Raw genomic sequence first — 15675 nt, forward strand, 5'->3', positions numbered from 1 at the left:
TAAGGCACGCACCGCCGTCGAAGTGGGCGACGTACTCACCGCCACATACCAGATATCCAACCAGACATTACACAGGCTCGGCAACGTATCGCAGCAACGTGGAACTGGCGAAGTAATTCCCGTAGTACTCGTTCTGCCGCAACCCCGGGTTCGCCTCAAAGTCGATGTAAGGCTCGGAACAATGCGGGCAGCGAAACGGATTGAGGTAAGCGTAGCTGGACCCGTCCGGCGCCAAGGGCAGTGCCTGCTCCAGCGCAGCAAGCGCCTGGGCATCGGGCTCGGACAACGCCGCGGGGCTGCCAGGCAGATGGCTGTCGACGGTGATGGTGTGGCTACCGGACCCGGAATAGAAGTAACCCGCCTCGCTGAAGCCGGCATGGTAGGAGCGGATCAGGAACGAGCGCTTGCAGTGCTCGCACTCGCAGGAAAGCAGCACGTTGCTGTTGGTGACGAGCCCGCTGAAATGCAGCCCCCTCGCAAACAGCCCCTTGCCTGCGAGCGCAGCGTTGGAAACGGCCGCACCCGGCAGGAAGAACGGCTGAAACCGGATCCCCGCTGCCTTGCCCGTGGCAAACGCATCGGGGTCGAGCTGCTCGGTCTGGGAAATGACACAGTCCGCCTGGCAACCCAGGTTGGCATGCACCCGAATGGAAAAGTGGAACCACCCAGATGTGGCACCGAGTTCATGTCGGTGCACGTCTCCGATCGAATCGACAAACTCCAGAATGCTATCGGCTTCCAACCACACACACGGTTTGATCTCGCACGGAAGATCGCTTTGGCTGATCCGACACAGCTCGCGTCCATTGGCTTGAACAATCAATAATGCAGCGGCTTTCTTCTTGAAGATGGAGAACATGCTGTCCTTGGCGGTATGGCGTGAGGGAAAGCGTGGTGGGCAAGATCCGGACACACTGAAATGTCAGCGCGGCCTGGGTCGAATGACCATTCAACGCCGCCACCGCAGCCGGAACGTACTTGGTTACACCACGCACCGTGAATGCTATCGATTTCTCAGTGCGTAGCGGCAAGTGTGAATGATGCGGGATATGCGGGATATGCGCGACACACGCAACATCTCGATGTGCTCGATGTGACGCTGTACGTCTGCGTTACGTGCACGGCATGCCTGGTTAATCCGTAGGTACCACACTGACGACCAGCTCGCCGTCGCGCAGCCGGATCTGCACCTTGCTGCCGATGGCAAAGCCCAGTTGTTCCAGCCAGCGTCCGCGCAAGCGCAGGGTGGGGATGCGGTGGTTGCTGGCCGGGTAGTAGCCATAGCCGATGGTGCAGTGGTGCGGGGCGCGTGGATGCCCTGGCCGCGGCGTACGGGGTTCGCCGCGTGGCTCGGGGATCGGCGTGCGCTCGGCGTACACTCTTGGCGGGATCGAAGGATCGAGCGTGCGCCAGCCGATCTCGGTAGGCGGCGGCACCATGACGCGCTTGCGCGCCGATGTAGGACGGGGTGGGGATGGGGATCGACGCATGGTAAAGCCCTCCTTGACCAACAGGCCCCGCCGCCGGGTGGCGACGGGATGTCGGGAGGTTAGAAACCGCGTACAGACGGCGGGCGTATTCCCCTTGCGGGTGTTGTATTGGCCGCCCTCCCGACGCAGAGCATCGCGTCGGTTGCACCCGCAGAATCTGCAGGCACAAAAAACCCACCGGTCTTTCGGAGGTGGGTACCGCTGTACGAGGAGTTTCTACGCTCCTTGAGCTAGAGATTGCTGCGGGTTTGTTGGGATGTCAACTGCCCGGCGGCCGGGCCTCGATAAACTTAGCCTCACCAAGGGTTGTCCCGGTGTAGCTTCCTCGCATTTCCGTACTAACTAAAACTAGAGGTCTGCGGTTGAAACCATCCAAAGCGACAGAGCCTCAGAGACAAGCCAGCGCTACTCGGTCATCAGGACATCAGGTGACTGGCCTGACAGGTCTACTCTCAGCTCTCGCCAAGTAATCTTCATATGCGCCCTGACGCCTCAATAAGCCATTCCGCAAGGCGGGTCTGGCTTGAAAGAATTGTTAGCCCCCAGCGCGACGGACCAGTGCTGATGGATCACGCCGATGATGGAACACCGCAACGACAAGAAACTCATCACCGTGAACCCGATAAACCAGTGAGAACGGAAACCTGCGCAACAAAACCCGCCGACAGCTACCGGCAACAGCCTCGAATGCCTCTGGGCTTCTTACAGCTGCGGCCACAGTAGCATCCAAGGCCCGAGCAAATTCCAAGCCAAGTCCAGCAGCGCGAGACTCATACCAGGCCTGCGCCTCAAGAGCCTCAGTCCTGGCTTGAGGCCGAAATAAGACACGCATTAGTGATTGCGCTGGAAAAGATCAGCGCGGACCTGATCCCAGGGCACTGCAGTCGCCGGATCCAGGTCATGCTCTTGCAACCGAGCCTGCACTGCCTGGAGCTGGGCAGGTGTCAACGTCGCAGACTCCGGATTCTCAGCAGCAATACTGTCCCAAATGTCTTCCGCAAGCTGGATACGCTCGGCTATGGAGAGCTTGAGGAAATCGGGTCTGGGCTTGCTCATAGGGGCAGTATAGACCGATGCACTTCTGGGAGCTAACGCATGAGTCAAGCCATGCCGCGAAGCGGCATCGGCTTGACTGAAATGTTAGGGCCCACTAGACGACGGGCTAGCAAGCCGAAAGTTAAGCCGTACGCCAAGGTTACGGGGAGAGGTTGAAGGAAGTCCCCGTAGAGCATCCAGGCGGGGAAGGCAGCATAGTAGCGCCATGGCTTGGATATGCGAATAACGCAGATTGCCAACAGCCAGGCAGTGGGAATAAAAGCGCATGTGGCTGAATTTGGAATCTTGCGAATACTCAAGCCACCCAACGTGAGTATTGGCAGAAGACTTGTGAAAGATACACCTGAAAGGCCAATCCAAAGAAAGGTGTCTGGAGTCGTTATGTTCCAGCGGGATGGCCAATAAGCAAAGTACATGCCGAGCGACAGGGCCGCGGCCATGATCCAGGCGCCCACCATGCAAAGTCCGACTCGCAGCATACGTTTCATGTCGGCCTAACGCCTGAATTAAGACGACCCGCGAAGCGGCGTCGGGTTGAACGAATTGTTAGACCGCACTCTGTTTGAGGACGATTGGCTCAACAGGCGAAGCTTGCCATAGCTGCAGACGGTAGTGATCTTGGCCATCAAGCCCATCCTCCGACAGTGAGCTTAAGCCGGAGGAGGAGAGTCTCACTCTATACGTGCCTGGCTCTAGATCAAAGCAAGCTGTCGACTCCCCGTAAAATTGGTCCATCCATAGTTAGAGGTCTCCGGGCACACTAGCCACCAAGGAGACTAACGATGCGCAAGAGCAAGTTCACCGAGAGCCAGATTGTCGCCACGCTGAAGCAGGTTGAGGGCGGCCGCCAAGTCAAGGATGTGTGCCGTGAGCTGGGTATTTCCGATGCGACGTACTACGTCTGGAAGTCCAAGTACGGTGGCATGGAGGCCGCTGATGTGCAGCGCCTTCGCGACCTGGAGACCGAGCACAGCAAGCTCAAACGCATGTACGCCGAGCTCGCGATGGAAAACCATGCATTGAAGGATGTCATCGCAAAAAAGCTGTAGACCCGGCGCACAAACGCCCGCTTCTTGCCTGGCTCGTCGAGCAGCATGGCTGGAGCGAGCGCCGGGCCTGTGCGGTTGTTGGCGTGGCTCGCTCGACAGCGCGCTATCGGCGCCGCCCCGATCGCGACGAGGAGGTCATTGCGCTGCTTTCCGAATTGGCCGAGCGCTTTCCCGAGCGTGGTTTTGGAAAGCTTTTTCAGATCATCCGCCGTCGCGGATATGTGTGGAATCACAAAAGGGTGTGGCGCGTGTACTGCCTGATGAAGCTCAATCAACGTCGTCGCAGCAAGCGCCGGGTCCCGACGCGCCATCCACGGCCGTTGGCATGCGGAGCACACCCCAATGCCGGATGGTCGATCGACTTCATGTCCGATGCGCTGTGGGATGGTCGACGCTTCCGTACGTTCAATGTCATCGACGACTTCAGCCGGGAAGCCTTGGCGATCGAAGTGGACTTGAATCTTCCGGCCGCGCGCGTCATCCGCACCTTGGAACGCATCGCGGCCTGGCGCGGCTATCCGAACAAGCTTCGTTTGGACAACGGCGACGTCCCCCCGCCCTGAGTAGCGGTCGGGTTTAGAGTCCGGGGTTGATGATATCGGTGTTTGCCAGATGTTGGGCATAAGCGGACGGCGTCATGCCGCCAATTGCTTTCTTGGGTCGGTCCTCGTTGTATTCGCGTCGCCAGCGTTCGATCTCGGTGCGCGCATGCAGCAACGTCGGGAACCAGTGCTCGTTGAGGCATTCGTCGCGCAGCCGGCCGTTGAACGATTCGACGTAGGCGTTCTGGTTTGGTTTGCCCGGCTGGATGAGCCGTAGCTGCACACCCCGGTCATGCGCCCAGGCAACCATCGCTTTGCCGCAAAACTCCTTGCCGTTGTCGGTGCGGATCACCTGCGGCAGGCCGCGACTGTGTGCCAACCGATCCAGCGCGCGCGCAACCCCGTGCCCGGAGATCGCGCGTTCCACCTCGATGGCGACCGCTTCGTGCGTTGCGTCGTCCACGATCACCAGACACTTGATCACTCGGCCGTCGGCGGAGCGGTCGAACACGAAGTCCATCGACCACACCTGGTTGGCCTGCGCTGGCCGCAGCAGCGGCTGACGCTCGCCAACCGGTACCTTCTTGCGCTTGCGGCGCCGGACTTGTAGCTGCTGCTCGCGATACAACCGCTCCACGCGCTTGTAGTTCACCAGGCGTCCTTCCTGTCGCAGCTTGAGATAGATCATCCCCACGCCGTAGCGGCGATGGCGATGCGCCAACGCAAGAATGCGCTCGCGCAGTTCGCCATTGCGGTCTTGACGTGGGCAATAGCGCAGCGCGCTGGCGCTCATGCCGATCGCCGCCAACGCACGACGCTCGCTGGCACCACGCCCGATCCACTCGCGCACCAGCGCACGACGCGCCGGTGCGCTCACCACTTTTTTCGCAAAGCATCCTTGATCAGGTCATTCTCGAACAACTGCTCGGCCAGCAACTTCTTTAGCCGCGCGTTCTCGGCCTCAAGGTCCTTGAGCCGCTTGGCGTCGGGCACGCTCATGCCGCCGAACTTGCTGCGCCACAGATAGTACGAGGCCTCACTGAAGCCATGCCGCCGGCATAAGTCCTTGATCGCTATGCCCGCTTCGGCTTCGCGCAGGAAGCCGATGATCTGCTCTTCGGAAAAACGCTTCTTCACGTCCAATCTCCTTGGGGTAGGGAATTGGACTCCAAACTGAGGTGCTACTCAAAATTGGGGGGACGTCGACGGACCAGAATTTGTCGCATTGGCCTTGGCCGAGTGGGCCGAGCGCAAGGGAGTCGCCTTGGACTTCATCGAGCCGGGACGGCCGATGCAAAACGGTTTCATCGAACGCTTCAACGGCAGCTACCGGCGCGGCGTGCTGGACATGCACATCTTCCGCACGCTGAGTGAGGTTCGCGAACAGACCGAACACTGGCTGGCCGACTACAACCAGCAGATCCCGCACGACAGCCTGGGCGGGCTAACACCGCCGAGTTCCGTGATCAACATCAGCCACAGACCTCTAGTTTTGGCTGGCACTGAATTAAGGGGAGTCGACACACTGATGGCCGGGTGTCTGCGGGCACCCAGAACCAGGCGTTGGCGGCGCTGTTGTTTCTTTGCCGCGAAGTGCTGCGCATCGAGCTGCCGTGGATAGAAAACCTGGTGCGCGCCAAGCGGCCCAGGTGCATTCCGGTAGGCTTTCGCGCCAGGAGGTGGCACGTCTGCTGGCGGTGCTGGAGGGGCGGTGCTGGCTGATGCCAGCCTGCTGTACGGCAGCGGGATGCGGTTGATGGAATGCCTGCGCCTGCGCATCAAGGACGTGGATGCCGCGCGTGGCGAGATCTTGGCGCGTGATAGAGAACGCGGATCGGGGGGCTGTAGATTAGCTTGTGCAGCGCGAGCGGACGATGATCTTGCATGCCGAAAATCAGTTCGAAAGGGCCGCGCGCATCCTTGCTAATTTATTGCCTGAAAGGTTTGACCTTAATTATAGTAAATGTTTTTACTGACAATATGATGGGTGAATCATGCGATGCCCGGGATCAGGCGAGGCACGAATGGATGTCTGGAGCCAAGCCAGACATCCATTCTTGATATAAATTATTTGGCGAGTCCAGAATTAAGAACGCCTTTCTTACCTTCTTGCTCAGGTACAAGTTTGACGTTTGCACCGCCTACAAAAACACCGATTTTGATGTATTGCTCAATAAAATAATTCATGCCTGCCTGCGCGATGAACTTGAACGCATTATCACTAAATTCGGACTCAGTGGAAACCGTGTGCTCGCCTGGCTTGACCTGTTGATAGAAGTAAGTTTTATTTGCGCTCTCGCCTAAGAATTTTCCATCAATATAAACGTTTTTCTTGAGGGCTTGGCCGGCAAAGCTGTTTCTGTAGATATACACTCCAGCGTGCCCCTCCGCGGGTGCGGGGAACTTTTTTAGTGCTGCATCTTGTGCTGCAGGCCCCATCGGCACCGAGGCGCAGCCAGATGCAAGAGCAACAAATGCTACTAGCGTGAGAGCAAAAACTTTGATCATGGTGTCCCCTGGACATATCAAGTAGAAGCGACCTATATCTGAACAAGGATTCGCACCACATCAGCTGCAGACTGCAGCTGCGTCCCCGGCGCTCACCTCTGACTTAGTGTGCCACAGTCCTCAGAAAACATCTTACCAAAGGCGTGAATTAGGTATTCGCTTTAGCGAATGATGGAGACTAGGCCCTGCGTAGCCGATCAATTGAGTACACGCCAGTATCCGTGCCAATGGCACTCATTTAAGAGAAGCATGATCCACCCGCGCAAGACCAATCAGAAGCTGTGCCGATGACGCGCCATGTCCATCTACGTGCATCACATCAGGTTGCTCTAAATGTCGGCCTCAACCGTCCAGCAACGCCTTATCCCGCACCGCACCCTTATCCGCACTGGTCGCCAGCAACGCATACGCTTTCAACGCTGTAGTGACCTTGCGTGGACGCACCTCCACCGGCTTCCAGCCCTTGGCATCCTGCTCGGCACGACGGCTGGCGAGTTCTTCGTCGGACACCAGCAAATTGATCGAACGATTAGGAATGTCGATCAGGATCTTGTCGCCGTCGCGCACCAGGCCGATCGCACCGCCTGCTGCAGCTTCTGGTGAGGCGTGGCCGATCGACAGGCCCGAGGTGCCGCCGGAGAAGCGGCCGTCGGTGAGCAGGGCGCATTGCTTGCCCAGGCCCTTGGATTTGAGGTAGCTGGTGGGGTAGAGCATTTCCTGCATGCCGGGGCCGCCCTTGGGGCCTTCGTAGCGGATCACCACGATGTCGCCGGCTTTCATTTCGTCAGCAAGGATGGCCTTGACGGCCGAATCCTGGCTCTCAAAGACGCGGGCGTTGCCTTCGAAGACGTGGATGGATTCATCCACGCCTGCGGTCTTCACCACGCAGCCGTCGCGGGCGATATTGCCGTACAGCACGGCCAGGCCGCCCTCCTGCGAGAACGCATGCGCCACATCGCGAATGCAGCCCTCGCTACGGTCGGTGTCCAGCGTGTCCCAGCGTGTGGCCTGGCTGAAGGCGATCTGCGTGGGAATACCGGCCGGGCCGGCCTTGTAGAACGTGTGCACCTTTTCATCGTCGGTCTGGGTGACGTCCCATTGCGCGATGGCGTCGGCCAGCGTGCGTGCGTGCACGGTGGCTGCGTTGGTATGCAGCAGCCCGCCACGCGCCAGCTCGCCGAGAATGGCCATGATGCCGCCAGCGCGATGCACGTCTTCGATGTGGTATTTCGGCGTATTCGGGGCGACCTTGCACAGCTGCGGCACGCGCTTAGAGAGGCGGTCGATATCGCGCATGCCGAATGCCATCTCGCCTTCCTGCGCGGCGGCGAGCAGATGCAGGATGGTGTTGGTCGAGCCGCCCATGGCGATATCCAGCGTCATCGCATTTTCGAAGGCCTCGAACGTGGCGATGCCGCGCGGCAGGGCGGTGGGGTCTTCGGCGCCGTACCAGCGGTGACACAACTCCACCGCCACGCGTCCGGCGCGCAGGAACAGTTGCTCGCGGTCCGCGTGCGTGGCGACAACCGTGCCGTTGCCCGGCAACGACAGGCCCAGCGCTTCGGTCAGGCAGTTCATCGAGTTGGCGGTGAACATGCCCGAGCACGAGCCGCAGGTGGGGCAGGCGCTGCGTTCGAATTCGGCCACCTTTTCATCTGAGGCGCTGTCGTCGGCGGCGATCACCATCGCGTCGATCAAATCGAGCTTGTGCTCGGCCAGCCTGGTCTTGCCCGCTTCCATCGGGCCGCCGGAGACGAACACGGTGGGGATATTGAGCCGCAGCGCGGCCATCAACATGCCGGGGGTGATCTTGTCGCAGTTGGAAATGCACACCAGCGCGTCGGCGCAATGCGCATTGACCATGTATTCCACCGAGTCGGCAATGATCTCGCGGCTGGGCAGCGAATACAGCATGCCGTCGTGGCCCATCGCGATGCCGTCGTCCACGGCGATGGTGTCGAACTCCTTGGCCACGCCGCCGACGCGTTCGATCTCGCGCGCGACCAACTGCCCGAGATCCTTCAGGTGCACATGCCCCGGCACAAACTGGGTGAACGAGTTGGCGATGGCGATGATGGGCTTGTGGAAGTCGCCGTCCTTCATGCCGGTGGCGCGCCACAACGCGCGCGCGCCGGCCATGTTGCGGCCGTGGGTGGAGGTCTTGGAGCGGTACTCGGGCATGGCGAATTCGACGGCTAGTCAGCGAGCGATGGCTGGCAATTAGACCGCACGGCGACTGTTGCTGCTGCAACCGTCACCGCCAAGCGGGGGCGTAACAGGTCCAGGCGCAAGGAATTGCAGGCGCTTGGTTGCGCGCGCGAGCGGCGCTCGCATGCACGGCACCGTTGGCGGGCGGGCGTTGTGTCTGCCTGCCTCCGGCTGCAACGCGGGCACAGCCGGTGCGTGGCTGTCATGTAATGCGATGTAAACGTATGCGCCGTTTCATGCAGTGACAGCCTGCGAACCGGGTCGCAGACGCGACCGCGCCGCGTCCGCACCATGGCGCCAGGCCGGTGCGCACAGGGGGAGCAGCACCGCCATGGATCCCACCACGGCACCGCAGGAGGCGCCCATGTCCGACCATCCACATCCCCGCCGTCGCTCCAGCACGGCGTGCTCGCATCCTCCCGACCAGACGCTGGCAGCAGCCGGTGGCATCACCCGCCGCCGTGTTCTGCAAGGCGTCACCGGCGCCGCAGTGCTGGCATCGGTGGGGTGGGGCGGCAGCGCCGCTGCGCAGAGCGCCACCTTGCCCTTCGCCGGCCTGAACCTGTCCGGCCTGGCGTCCAACAGCTATGTGGACAATGCCGAGATCGGCACCCACTACCGCGCCATCACCGCACAGCACGTGGCCGCGGCCGGGGCCTGCCCGTTGTTCCGGTTGCCGACCACGGCGGCACGCTTCACGCGCGGGCAGGGCCTGCCGTTGAACGAAACCTATTGCGCGCAGGTCCAGGCAGCGCTCGACAACATCGCCGCGCGCGGCAAACGCGCGATTGTGGAGCTGCACGACTACATGCGCTTGCCGCAGCGGGTGGCGGCCAAGTCGGGCTACCGGCGCGATGCCAGCGGCGCCATCGTCGATGCGCGCGGCAACCGCATCGACAATCTGGTCGACCCCGCGCTCTGGGCCGACACCTATCCGCTGCGCAGTTTCGGCTACCAGGGTTACTTCGATCGCCGCGACGGGCTGCTCAAGCTCTACGAGTACCGGGTGATCGGCACGCCGGGCTGCACGCTCTACAACGAGGCCGGCTTGCCCGACCTGTGGGCACGCATCGTCAATCGGTTTCGGCAGCATCCGGCCGTATTCGGCTGGGGCGTGATGAACGAGCCTTACCAGGGCAAGGAACTCAATGCCGATGGCAGTGTGTTGTCGATGGCGGCACACTGGCAGAAGACCGCCACTGCGTGCTGCAAGACCATCGTCGATCGCGACCGTGACCACTTCGTGTTCGTGTGCGGCAATGGCTATGCCAGCGCACGGCTCTGGCAGGAGGATTCGATGAGTCTGTTCGACATCCCCGACCCCTACGCGCGCATCGTCTACGAAGCGCACAACTACCTGGACAGCAACGGGGCGGGCGGCGGCAACTGGATCGGGCCTGGCGGGCGCGACGAGGTGATCCGGCCGGACACCGGCATCGAGATGGTGACGCCCTTCATCGATGCGTTGCGGCATGCCGGCAAGCGCGGCTACCTCGGCGAGCACGGCTACCCGGCCGGCAATCGCAGCGCGGAGGTCGCTACCACGCGCATGCTGGCCCATCTGCAGGCGAACAATATCCCCAGCACGCAATGGTGCTTCGGCCCCGGCTGGCCGGATGACGACGTGCTCGGCATGAGCCGCGACGTGGGCGCGGACATCCAGGCCAAGGGCAACCTGGCCGCGGTGCAGGCGTTCTTTGGCGTGCGCGTGTCCAGCTATGTCCCGCCACGCTAGCCGCCAACGATGACCGGCCGCCGCCGGACCATGGGCGGCGGTTTACACTGCAGCAATGCCCATGGACATCCCGTGCCGCGCCGGCTGCGCGGCGTGCTGTATTGCGCCGTCGATCAGTTCGGCGATCCCCGGCATGCCGCATGGCAAGCCGGCGGGCGTTCCGTGCGTGCAGCTGGACGGGCAGGGCCGATGCCGGCTGTTCGGGTTGCCGACACGGCCGTTGGTGTGTGGCAGCCTGCGTCCTTCCGCGGAGATGTGCGGGAGCTCGCGCGCCCAGGCATTGGCCACCCTCACCGCGCTCGAGCATGCCACGCGGCCCTGAGCCGCGTTCTGCAGGCACAGGCGCGCTAGGCACGCGCACAGCGCCGCCGCGCATCGCGTCCAGGCCTCGGCCGGCAACAGGCATCCTTCGGCCAGCGCGGCCTCTTGGTCTACGCGCATGTGGGCCATCGTGCCGTGCGCGGATGCGATGCATGCGCTCGGAAGCCCGGGCATCGGCCGGCCGCTCGATTCACCCGCTCGCCTTGCGCGTGGGTAACTGCTGCGGCAATGCTCGGGCGCTCACGCGTTCGTGCCATCACCACGCGTGCGATGGCGTCTGACGACTGGTGCGGCGTGCTCAGTGGGCGGCGGGCGTGCCCAGATACTGATCCTTGAGCCGCACATAATGCTGGGCGGAGTAATGCAGGCTTTCGATTTCCTTGTCGCTGAGCGTGCGTGCCGGACGCGCAGGATTGCCCAGCCACAACTCGGCCTCGCCGACGACCTTGCCCGGGCCGACCACCGCACCGGCACCGACAAAGCCATAGCGCTTGACGGTGGCGCCATCGAGCACGCACGCGCCCATGCCGATCAGGCACAGGTCCTCGATGGTGCAGGCATGCAGGATGGTGCCGTGGCCCACGGTGACGTCTTCGCCGATCACGGTCGGGTAGCCGGCCTTGTTGAAGGGGCTGTGGTGGCTGACGTGGATGATGGTGCCGTCCTGCACGTTGGTGCGCGCGCCGATCTGCACATGATTGACGTCGCCGCGGATCACCGTGCCCGGCCACACCGACACGTCATCGCCCAGGCTCACCTTGCCGATGATGGTGCAGGCCGGGTCGATGTAGACGCGCGCGCCCAGCTGAGGGGTGTGGTCCAGAAATGGGCGAATCGGGGTCACGGCACTCTCCGGCAGGTCAGTGTGCCACCGACTGCAGCACCGCAGCATGATACCTGCGCGGCGCTGCTGGCTGCCGCAGGCATGACCCACGCGACAGCGGGCATGGGGGATGAGCAGCCTGTTGCGATGTGCAGGCAAACGCGGCCTGCGACCGTGAGAGTAAGCGCCTACGGATGTTGGATGTCGCACACATTGACCGGCGGCACTTGGCGCGCGCTTGACCGACAGGCCCGGCGGCCTTGGTCATCGCACCGCGACATCGAACGTGCGTGGCGACGTTGCCCGTGCTGCGATGAATCGCACGACGCGTGTGCTGTTGCACGTCACCAGGTGACTGGTGGCCGAGGACTGCCTGCAGCAGCCATCCCGTCGCATGCGCCTGCGCATCGCACTACGGCGCGCATGAATCGCCGCGCCTTTGCCGCCGGCATCGACGCACCACGCGACAAGCCAGGGCGTTGCGGCCAGGGGCATCGATGTCGGCATGCAGGGTGCGGCATGGGTGCGCATGCCATTGGCGCTCCCGGCTCACCGACCGAACGTGTGGCTGGGCAAGCGAAGCGGCGGCCCGCCGCGTCCGATTAGCGCACAGCCGTGCGCTGGCCCGGCTTGAACAGTGCGTGCGATGGGCCTAGCGTGCGTGCAGTCATCGCACTGCCGTGTTCGCCAGGCATTGCCTCGCCCGCGCGCACGGCAGTGTGCCCGTCCACGGCGATGCCATGCCGCGGCCGTGCCCACGTGATCGGTACCGGCCCTTCCATGCACAGGACATGCCCATGCTCCAACGCACCCCAGACGCTGCGCCCTTCGTGCTGGAGCGCATGACGCCCTTCCAGTGGCGGGCGGTGGCGGTGTGCGTGTTGTTGACCATGCTCGATGGCTTCGACGTGATGGCCATGGCCTTCACCGCGCCGCATGTCTCGGCCGACTGGCAGTTGTCGGGCAAGCTGCTGGGGGCGTTGTTCAGTGCCGGGCTGGTCGGCATGGCGGTGGGCTCGCTGCTGCTGGCGCCGCTGGCAGACCGCATCGGGCGCCGTGCGCTCACCCTGATCTGCCTGGCCATTCTCACGCTGGGCATGGGCGCGTCCGCCCTGGCCGGCAATGCCTGGCAACTGGGCGCATTGCGGGTGTTCACCGGGTTTGGCATTGGCGGCATGCTGGCCTGCGTGGCGGTGACCGCGGCCGAATACTCCACTGCACGCTGGCGCAGCACCGCCACCGTGCTGCAGGCGACCGGCTACCCGGTGGGCGCGACGCTGGGAGGGGCGATTGCGGCGCTGTTGCTGCAGCAGTGGTCGTGGCCGGCGGTGTTCTGGCTGGGCGCGCTCGGGTCGCTGCTGTGCGTGCCGCTGGTGCTGCTGTTTTTGCCGGAGTCGCTGGAATTTCTGATCGCCCGTCGCCCGCCCGGGGCGCTTGCGCGCTTCAACGCCGTGCTGGCGCGCATGGCAATGCCGCCGCATGCGCAGCTGCCGCCGCTGCCGGTGCAGACCGATGCGCAGACGCATGGCTATGCGGCGTTGTTTGTCGGGGCGCTACGGCGGCAATCGCTGCTGATCGCATTGGCTTTTTTCCTGCTGATGTTCTCGTTCTACTTCGTGCTCAGCTGGACTCCCAAGCTGTTGGTGAATGCCGGGCTGTCGGCCGCCCAGGGTGTCACCGGCGGGGTGTTGTTGAACCTGGGCGGCATTGTCGGCGGCAGTCTGTTCGGTTGGCTGGCGCTGCGCGCGCGGCTGTCGTGGCTGACGGCCGGCGCCCTGCTGCTGGTAGCGGCGGCCATGGTCGCGTTCGGGCTGAGCAGCACGGTGCTGCGCTGGGCCTTTGCCACCGCGTTGCTGACCGGCGCCGCCATGACCGCGGCGATGGGCGGGCTGTATGCGGTGGCGCCGGTGGTCTTCCCGGCGGCGGTGCGCTCCACCGGCATGGGCTGGGCGATCGGCGTGGGGCGTGTCGGCGCGATCCTGTCGCCGCTCTGCGCGGGCGTGTTGCTGGACGCCGGGTGGTCGCCGGCCCTGCTGTATGTGGCCTGCGCGGTGCCGCTGCTGTTTGCCGCGGCCGCGGTGCTGGCAATGCGCCTGCCGCATCGCTGAATCGCTCAGCCGAGCGCGGCTGGCCGCTGCGTCGCACGCGGTGGCCGGTGGTCAAAGAAATCGAGCCGGTTGCCGATAACCACGAAGGTCGCCAAGCCCGCGGCGGCCTCTTCCGTGACTCTTGTGCAGACCAGCGCCGGCATGCTCAGAACCATCGACTCCGACCAACTCCGTCCCGGCATGTATGTATGCAAGCTGCTGGGCGCGTGGGTGCATCATCCGTTCTGGAAGACGTCGTTCCTGGTCGATTCGCAGGACGTGGACAAGATCCATGGCAGCCGGATCGAGCAGTTGGTGATCGACACCGCGCGCGGGCTCGACGTGGACACCGGCGCATCCACGCCCGCACCCGTGGCGACTGACACGCCATCGCCGCCTCCCGTGCCGGAGCCACCGGAGCCGGCGTCCAGCACGCGCGGTGTGCGTACCAACAGCGTCACCGCGCAGGTCGGCATCGAGGCCGAAGTGGTGCGCGCACGCAAGATCTTCGAAGACGGCCGCGACACGGTGGAGGCGATGTTCCGCGACGTGCGGCTGGGGCGCACCGTCGACACCGAGGCGGCGATGCCGCTGGTGGAGGCCATCAACGATTCGGTGCTGCGTCATCCGCAGGCCCTGATCAGCGTGGCGCGGCTCAAGACCGCCGACGATTACACCTACCTGCACTCGATGGCGGTGGCCGGCCTGATGAGCGGGCTGGCGCGTCAGCTCGGTTTGCCCGAGCCGCAGGTCGTGGAAGCGGCGATGGGCGGCCTGCTGCATGACATGGGCAAGGCGGTGACGCCGCTGGACATTCTCAACAAGCCCGGCCGGCTCACCAACGACGAAATGGACATCATGCGCCAGCATCCACTGGACGGGCATCGGTTGCTGGTGGCCGGTGGCGTGCAGAACGCGGTAGTGCTGGAAATTGCGCTGCACCATCACGAAAAGATGGATGGCAGCGGCTACCCGAACCGTCTGGCCGGCGAAGAGATCTCGCTGATGTCGCGGATGGGCGCGGTGTGCGATGTCTACGACGCCATCAGCTCCGACCGCCCGTACAAGCGCGGCTGGGATCCGGCCGAATCGCTCAAGCAGATGGCGTCATGGAAAGGCCACTTCGACCCGGTGATCTTCCAGGCCTTCGTGCGCCGGCTGGGGATCTATCCGGTCGGTTCGCTGGTGCGTCTGGAATCGCAGAAGCTGGCCGTGGTGATCGAACAGACGCCCGACGCGCTGCTCAAGCCCAAGGTCCGCGTGTTCTATTCGGCCAGGCTGCGCAGCCATGTGCTGGTGCAGGACATCGACCTGTCGCGCCCCGACTGCCAGGACCGCATCGCGCAGATGGAAAGCCCGGGCGACTGGGGCTTCCGCGATCTGGAGAAACTCTGGCTGCCGTAAGCGGGCCGCGTCATCTGGCCGTGCAACGCCTGCGGCTTGCGGCGTGTATGTGCGCCGCAAGTCTGCACCGGCCGCCTGCGTGGAGCGTTACAGGCAGCAGCGTGTCGCACCGCCTCGCGCACCGGCTGGCCTTCATCCAGTCCGCGAGCTAGCGGGCGCGACCATGCTGCGGTGCAGCTTGGCAATGTAGTTATGATCCATAACTATTCCGGAACGCAATCACATGCCGACCGGATCCCATGTCCATTCCGTGCCTGGATCACCGCCGTCCCCCGCGTGCCGCAGCACCGCTGCCGCGCAGCCGGGCACGCGTGTGGAAGGCGGCCGCTGCCGCTGCGCAGGCAGACACCTGCACAGCGCAAGCGAGGACGGGCGGCACGTCCACATCGGTACGGCCGGCCGCGTCTACAATGCGGTGCACGCCGGGGATCGGCGTTGCGGACCGGGCGCCT

General features: G+C 63.5%; 13 protein-coding genes and 3 pseudogenes. 7 read left to right on the plus strand and 9 right to left on the minus strand.

The window, feature by feature from the left end; all coding sequences use genetic code 11:
- Positions 1-67: 67 nt before the first annotated feature.
- From ACCQ10_RS01700 to ACCQ10_RS01715, 4 genes are all read right to left on the minus strand, one after another.
- Positions 68-859, minus strand: a complete 792-nt coding sequence (locus ACCQ10_RS01700) for a hypothetical protein (RefSeq protein ID WP_372362001.1) — start codon at positions 857-859, stop codon at positions 68-70.
- 274 nt (positions 860-1133) lie between these two features.
- Positions 1134-1490 carry a SymE family type I addiction module toxin gene (locus ACCQ10_RS01705; protein WP_372362002.1) on the minus strand — a complete coding sequence of 119 codons (357 nt, stop codon included), beginning with the start codon at positions 1488-1490 and terminating at the stop codon, positions 1134-1136.
- Positions 1491-2025: 535 nt separating this feature from the next.
- Complete coding sequence (locus tag ACCQ10_RS01710) at positions 2026-2322, minus strand: type II toxin-antitoxin system RelE/ParE family toxin (RefSeq protein ID WP_082002706.1); 297 nt, start codon at positions 2320-2322, stop codon at positions 2026-2028.
- Positions 2322-2546, minus strand: a complete 225-nt coding sequence (locus ACCQ10_RS01715) for an addiction module protein (protein WP_372362003.1) — start codon at positions 2544-2546, stop codon at positions 2322-2324. Before ACCQ10_RS01715 ends, ACCQ10_RS01710 begins: the two co-directional genes overlap by 1 nt.
- Before the next feature lie 782 nt (positions 2547-3328).
- On the opposite strand from ACCQ10_RS01715, the pseudogene ACCQ10_RS01720 reads away from it, so the two are divergent.
- A pseudogene (locus tag ACCQ10_RS01720) lies at positions 3329-4140 on the plus strand (IS3 family transposase); the annotation flags it as partial.
- A 31-nt stretch (positions 4141-4171) separates the two neighbouring features.
- Here the strand turns inward: ACCQ10_RS01720 and ACCQ10_RS01725 are convergent.
- Positions 4172-5274 (minus strand): IS3-like element IS1389-B family transposase gene (locus tag ACCQ10_RS01725; protein ID WP_372361870.1). Its coding sequence is split into 2 segments (ribosomal slippage): positions 4172-5016 and positions 5016-5274, totalling 1104 coding nucleotides; the frame shifts between segments, so codons are not numbered across the junction.
- 67 nt (positions 5275-5341) lie between these two features.
- Here ACCQ10_RS01725 and ACCQ10_RS01730 point away from each other — a divergent pair.
- Both ACCQ10_RS01730 and ACCQ10_RS01735 read left to right on the plus strand, forming a co-directional pair.
- Positions 5342-5643 (plus strand): annotated as a pseudogene (locus ACCQ10_RS01730) (integrase core domain-containing protein); the annotation flags it as partial.
- An 18-nt stretch (positions 5644-5661) separates the two neighbouring features.
- A pseudogene (locus ACCQ10_RS01735) lies at positions 5662-6056 on the plus strand (site-specific integrase); the annotation flags it as partial.
- 148 nt (positions 6057-6204) lie between these two features.
- Here the strand turns inward: ACCQ10_RS01735 and ACCQ10_RS01740 are convergent.
- Both ACCQ10_RS01740 and ilvD read right to left on the minus strand, forming a co-directional pair.
- The gene (locus ACCQ10_RS01740) at positions 6205-6645 is read right to left on the minus strand and encodes a DUF2846 domain-containing protein (protein WP_081419536.1); all 441 of its coding nucleotides are present in this window, start codon (positions 6643-6645) and stop codon (positions 6205-6207) included.
- 342 nt (positions 6646-6987) lie between these two features.
- Entirely contained in the window at positions 6988-8826 is a 1839-nt protein-coding gene (gene ilvD / locus ACCQ10_RS01745) for a dihydroxy-acid dehydratase (protein ID WP_372362004.1), read from the minus strand.
- 391 nt (positions 8827-9217) lie between these two features.
- Here ilvD and ACCQ10_RS01750 point away from each other — a divergent pair, with 391 nt between their 5' ends.
- Both ACCQ10_RS01750 and ACCQ10_RS01755 read left to right on the plus strand, forming a co-directional pair.
- Positions 9218-10588: a glycoside hydrolase family 5 protein gene (locus ACCQ10_RS01750; RefSeq protein ID WP_372362005.1), complete on the plus strand. Its 1371-nt coding sequence runs from the start codon at positions 9218-9220 to the stop codon at positions 10586-10588.
- Positions 10589-10643: 55 nt separating this feature from the next.
- Positions 10644-10910: a YkgJ family cysteine cluster protein gene (locus ACCQ10_RS01755; protein ID WP_052077060.1), complete on the plus strand. Its 267-nt coding sequence runs from the start codon at positions 10644-10646 to the stop codon at positions 10908-10910.
- A 297-nt stretch (positions 10911-11207) separates the two neighbouring features.
- Here the strand turns inward: ACCQ10_RS01755 and ACCQ10_RS01760 are convergent, their stop codons facing one another.
- Positions 11208-11753, minus strand: coding sequence for a gamma carbonic anhydrase family protein (locus tag ACCQ10_RS01760; RefSeq protein ID WP_039408784.1), 546 nt, complete (start codon positions 11751-11753; stop codon positions 11208-11210).
- 776 nt (positions 11754-12529) lie between these two features.
- Between ACCQ10_RS01760 and ACCQ10_RS01765 the strand changes: the two genes are divergently transcribed.
- Positions 12530-13840 (plus strand): MFS transporter, encoded by a 1311-nt coding sequence (locus ACCQ10_RS01765; RefSeq protein WP_372362006.1) that lies wholly within the window; start codon positions 12530-12532, stop codon positions 13838-13840.
- Positions 13841-13845: 5 nt separating this feature from the next.
- Here ACCQ10_RS01765 and ACCQ10_RS01770 read toward each other — a convergent pair whose 3' ends face one another.
- A complete protein-coding gene (locus tag ACCQ10_RS01770; protein WP_372362007.1) occupies positions 13846-13983 on the minus strand; it encodes a hypothetical protein in 138 nt (45 codons plus the stop codon).
- Here ACCQ10_RS01770 and ACCQ10_RS01775 point away from each other — a divergent pair.
- On the plus strand, positions 13982-15223 hold the full coding sequence (locus tag ACCQ10_RS01775; protein WP_372362008.1) for a cyclic di-GMP phosphodiesterase: 1242 nt from the start codon (positions 13982-13984) through the stop codon (positions 15221-15223). The genes ACCQ10_RS01770 and ACCQ10_RS01775 overlap by 2 nt on opposite strands.
- The last annotated feature ends 452 nt before the right edge of the window (positions 15224-15675 follow it).

This window comes from Xanthomonas sp. NCPPB 1325, assembly GCF_041477645.2.
In the GTDB taxonomy this organism is placed as follows: domain Bacteria; phylum Pseudomonadota; class Gammaproteobacteria; order Xanthomonadales; family Xanthomonadaceae; genus Xanthomonas; species Xanthomonas cannabis.

What these genes read in the sequence shown, in the direction of transcription:
- ACCQ10_RS01775 (WP_372362008.1), top strand. Translation starts at nt 13,982, where the DNA reads ATGCTCAGAACCATCGACTCCGACCAACTCCGTCCCGGCATGTATGTA.
- ACCQ10_RS01710 (WP_082002706.1), bottom strand. Translation starts at nt 2,322, where the DNA reads ATGCGTGTCTTATTTCGGCCTCAAGCCAGGACTGAGGCTCTTGAGGCG.
- ACCQ10_RS01700 (WP_372362001.1), bottom strand. Translation starts at nt 859, where the DNA reads ATGTTCTCCATCTTCAAGAAGAAAGCCGCTGCATTATTGATTGTTCAA.
- ACCQ10_RS01750 (WP_372362005.1), top strand. Translation starts at nt 9,218, where the DNA reads ATGTCCGACCATCCACATCCCCGCCGTCGCTCCAGCACGGCGTGCTCG.
- ACCQ10_RS01705 (WP_372362002.1), bottom strand. Translation starts at nt 1,490, where the DNA reads ATGCGTCGATCCCCATCCCCACCCCGTCCTACATCGGCGCGCAAGCGC.
- ACCQ10_RS01755 (WP_052077060.1), top strand. Translation starts at nt 10,644, where the DNA reads ATGCCCATGGACATCCCGTGCCGCGCCGGCTGCGCGGCGTGCTGTATT.
- ACCQ10_RS01765 (WP_372362006.1), top strand. Translation starts at nt 12,530, where the DNA reads ATGCTCCAACGCACCCCAGACGCTGCGCCCTTCGTGCTGGAGCGCATG.
- ilvD (WP_372362004.1), bottom strand. Translation starts at nt 8,826, where the DNA reads ATGCCCGAGTACCGCTCCAAGACCTCCACCCACGGCCGCAACATGGCC.
- ACCQ10_RS01740 (WP_081419536.1), bottom strand. Translation starts at nt 6,645, where the DNA reads ATGATCAAAGTTTTTGCTCTCACGCTAGTAGCATTTGTTGCTCTTGCA.
- ACCQ10_RS01770 (WP_372362007.1), bottom strand. Translation starts at nt 13,983, where the DNA reads ATGCCGGCGCTGGTCTGCACAAGAGTCACGGAAGAGGCCGCCGCGGGC.
- ACCQ10_RS01715 (WP_372362003.1), bottom strand. Translation starts at nt 2,546, where the DNA reads ATGAGCAAGCCCAGACCCGATTTCCTCAAGCTCTCCATAGCCGAGCGT.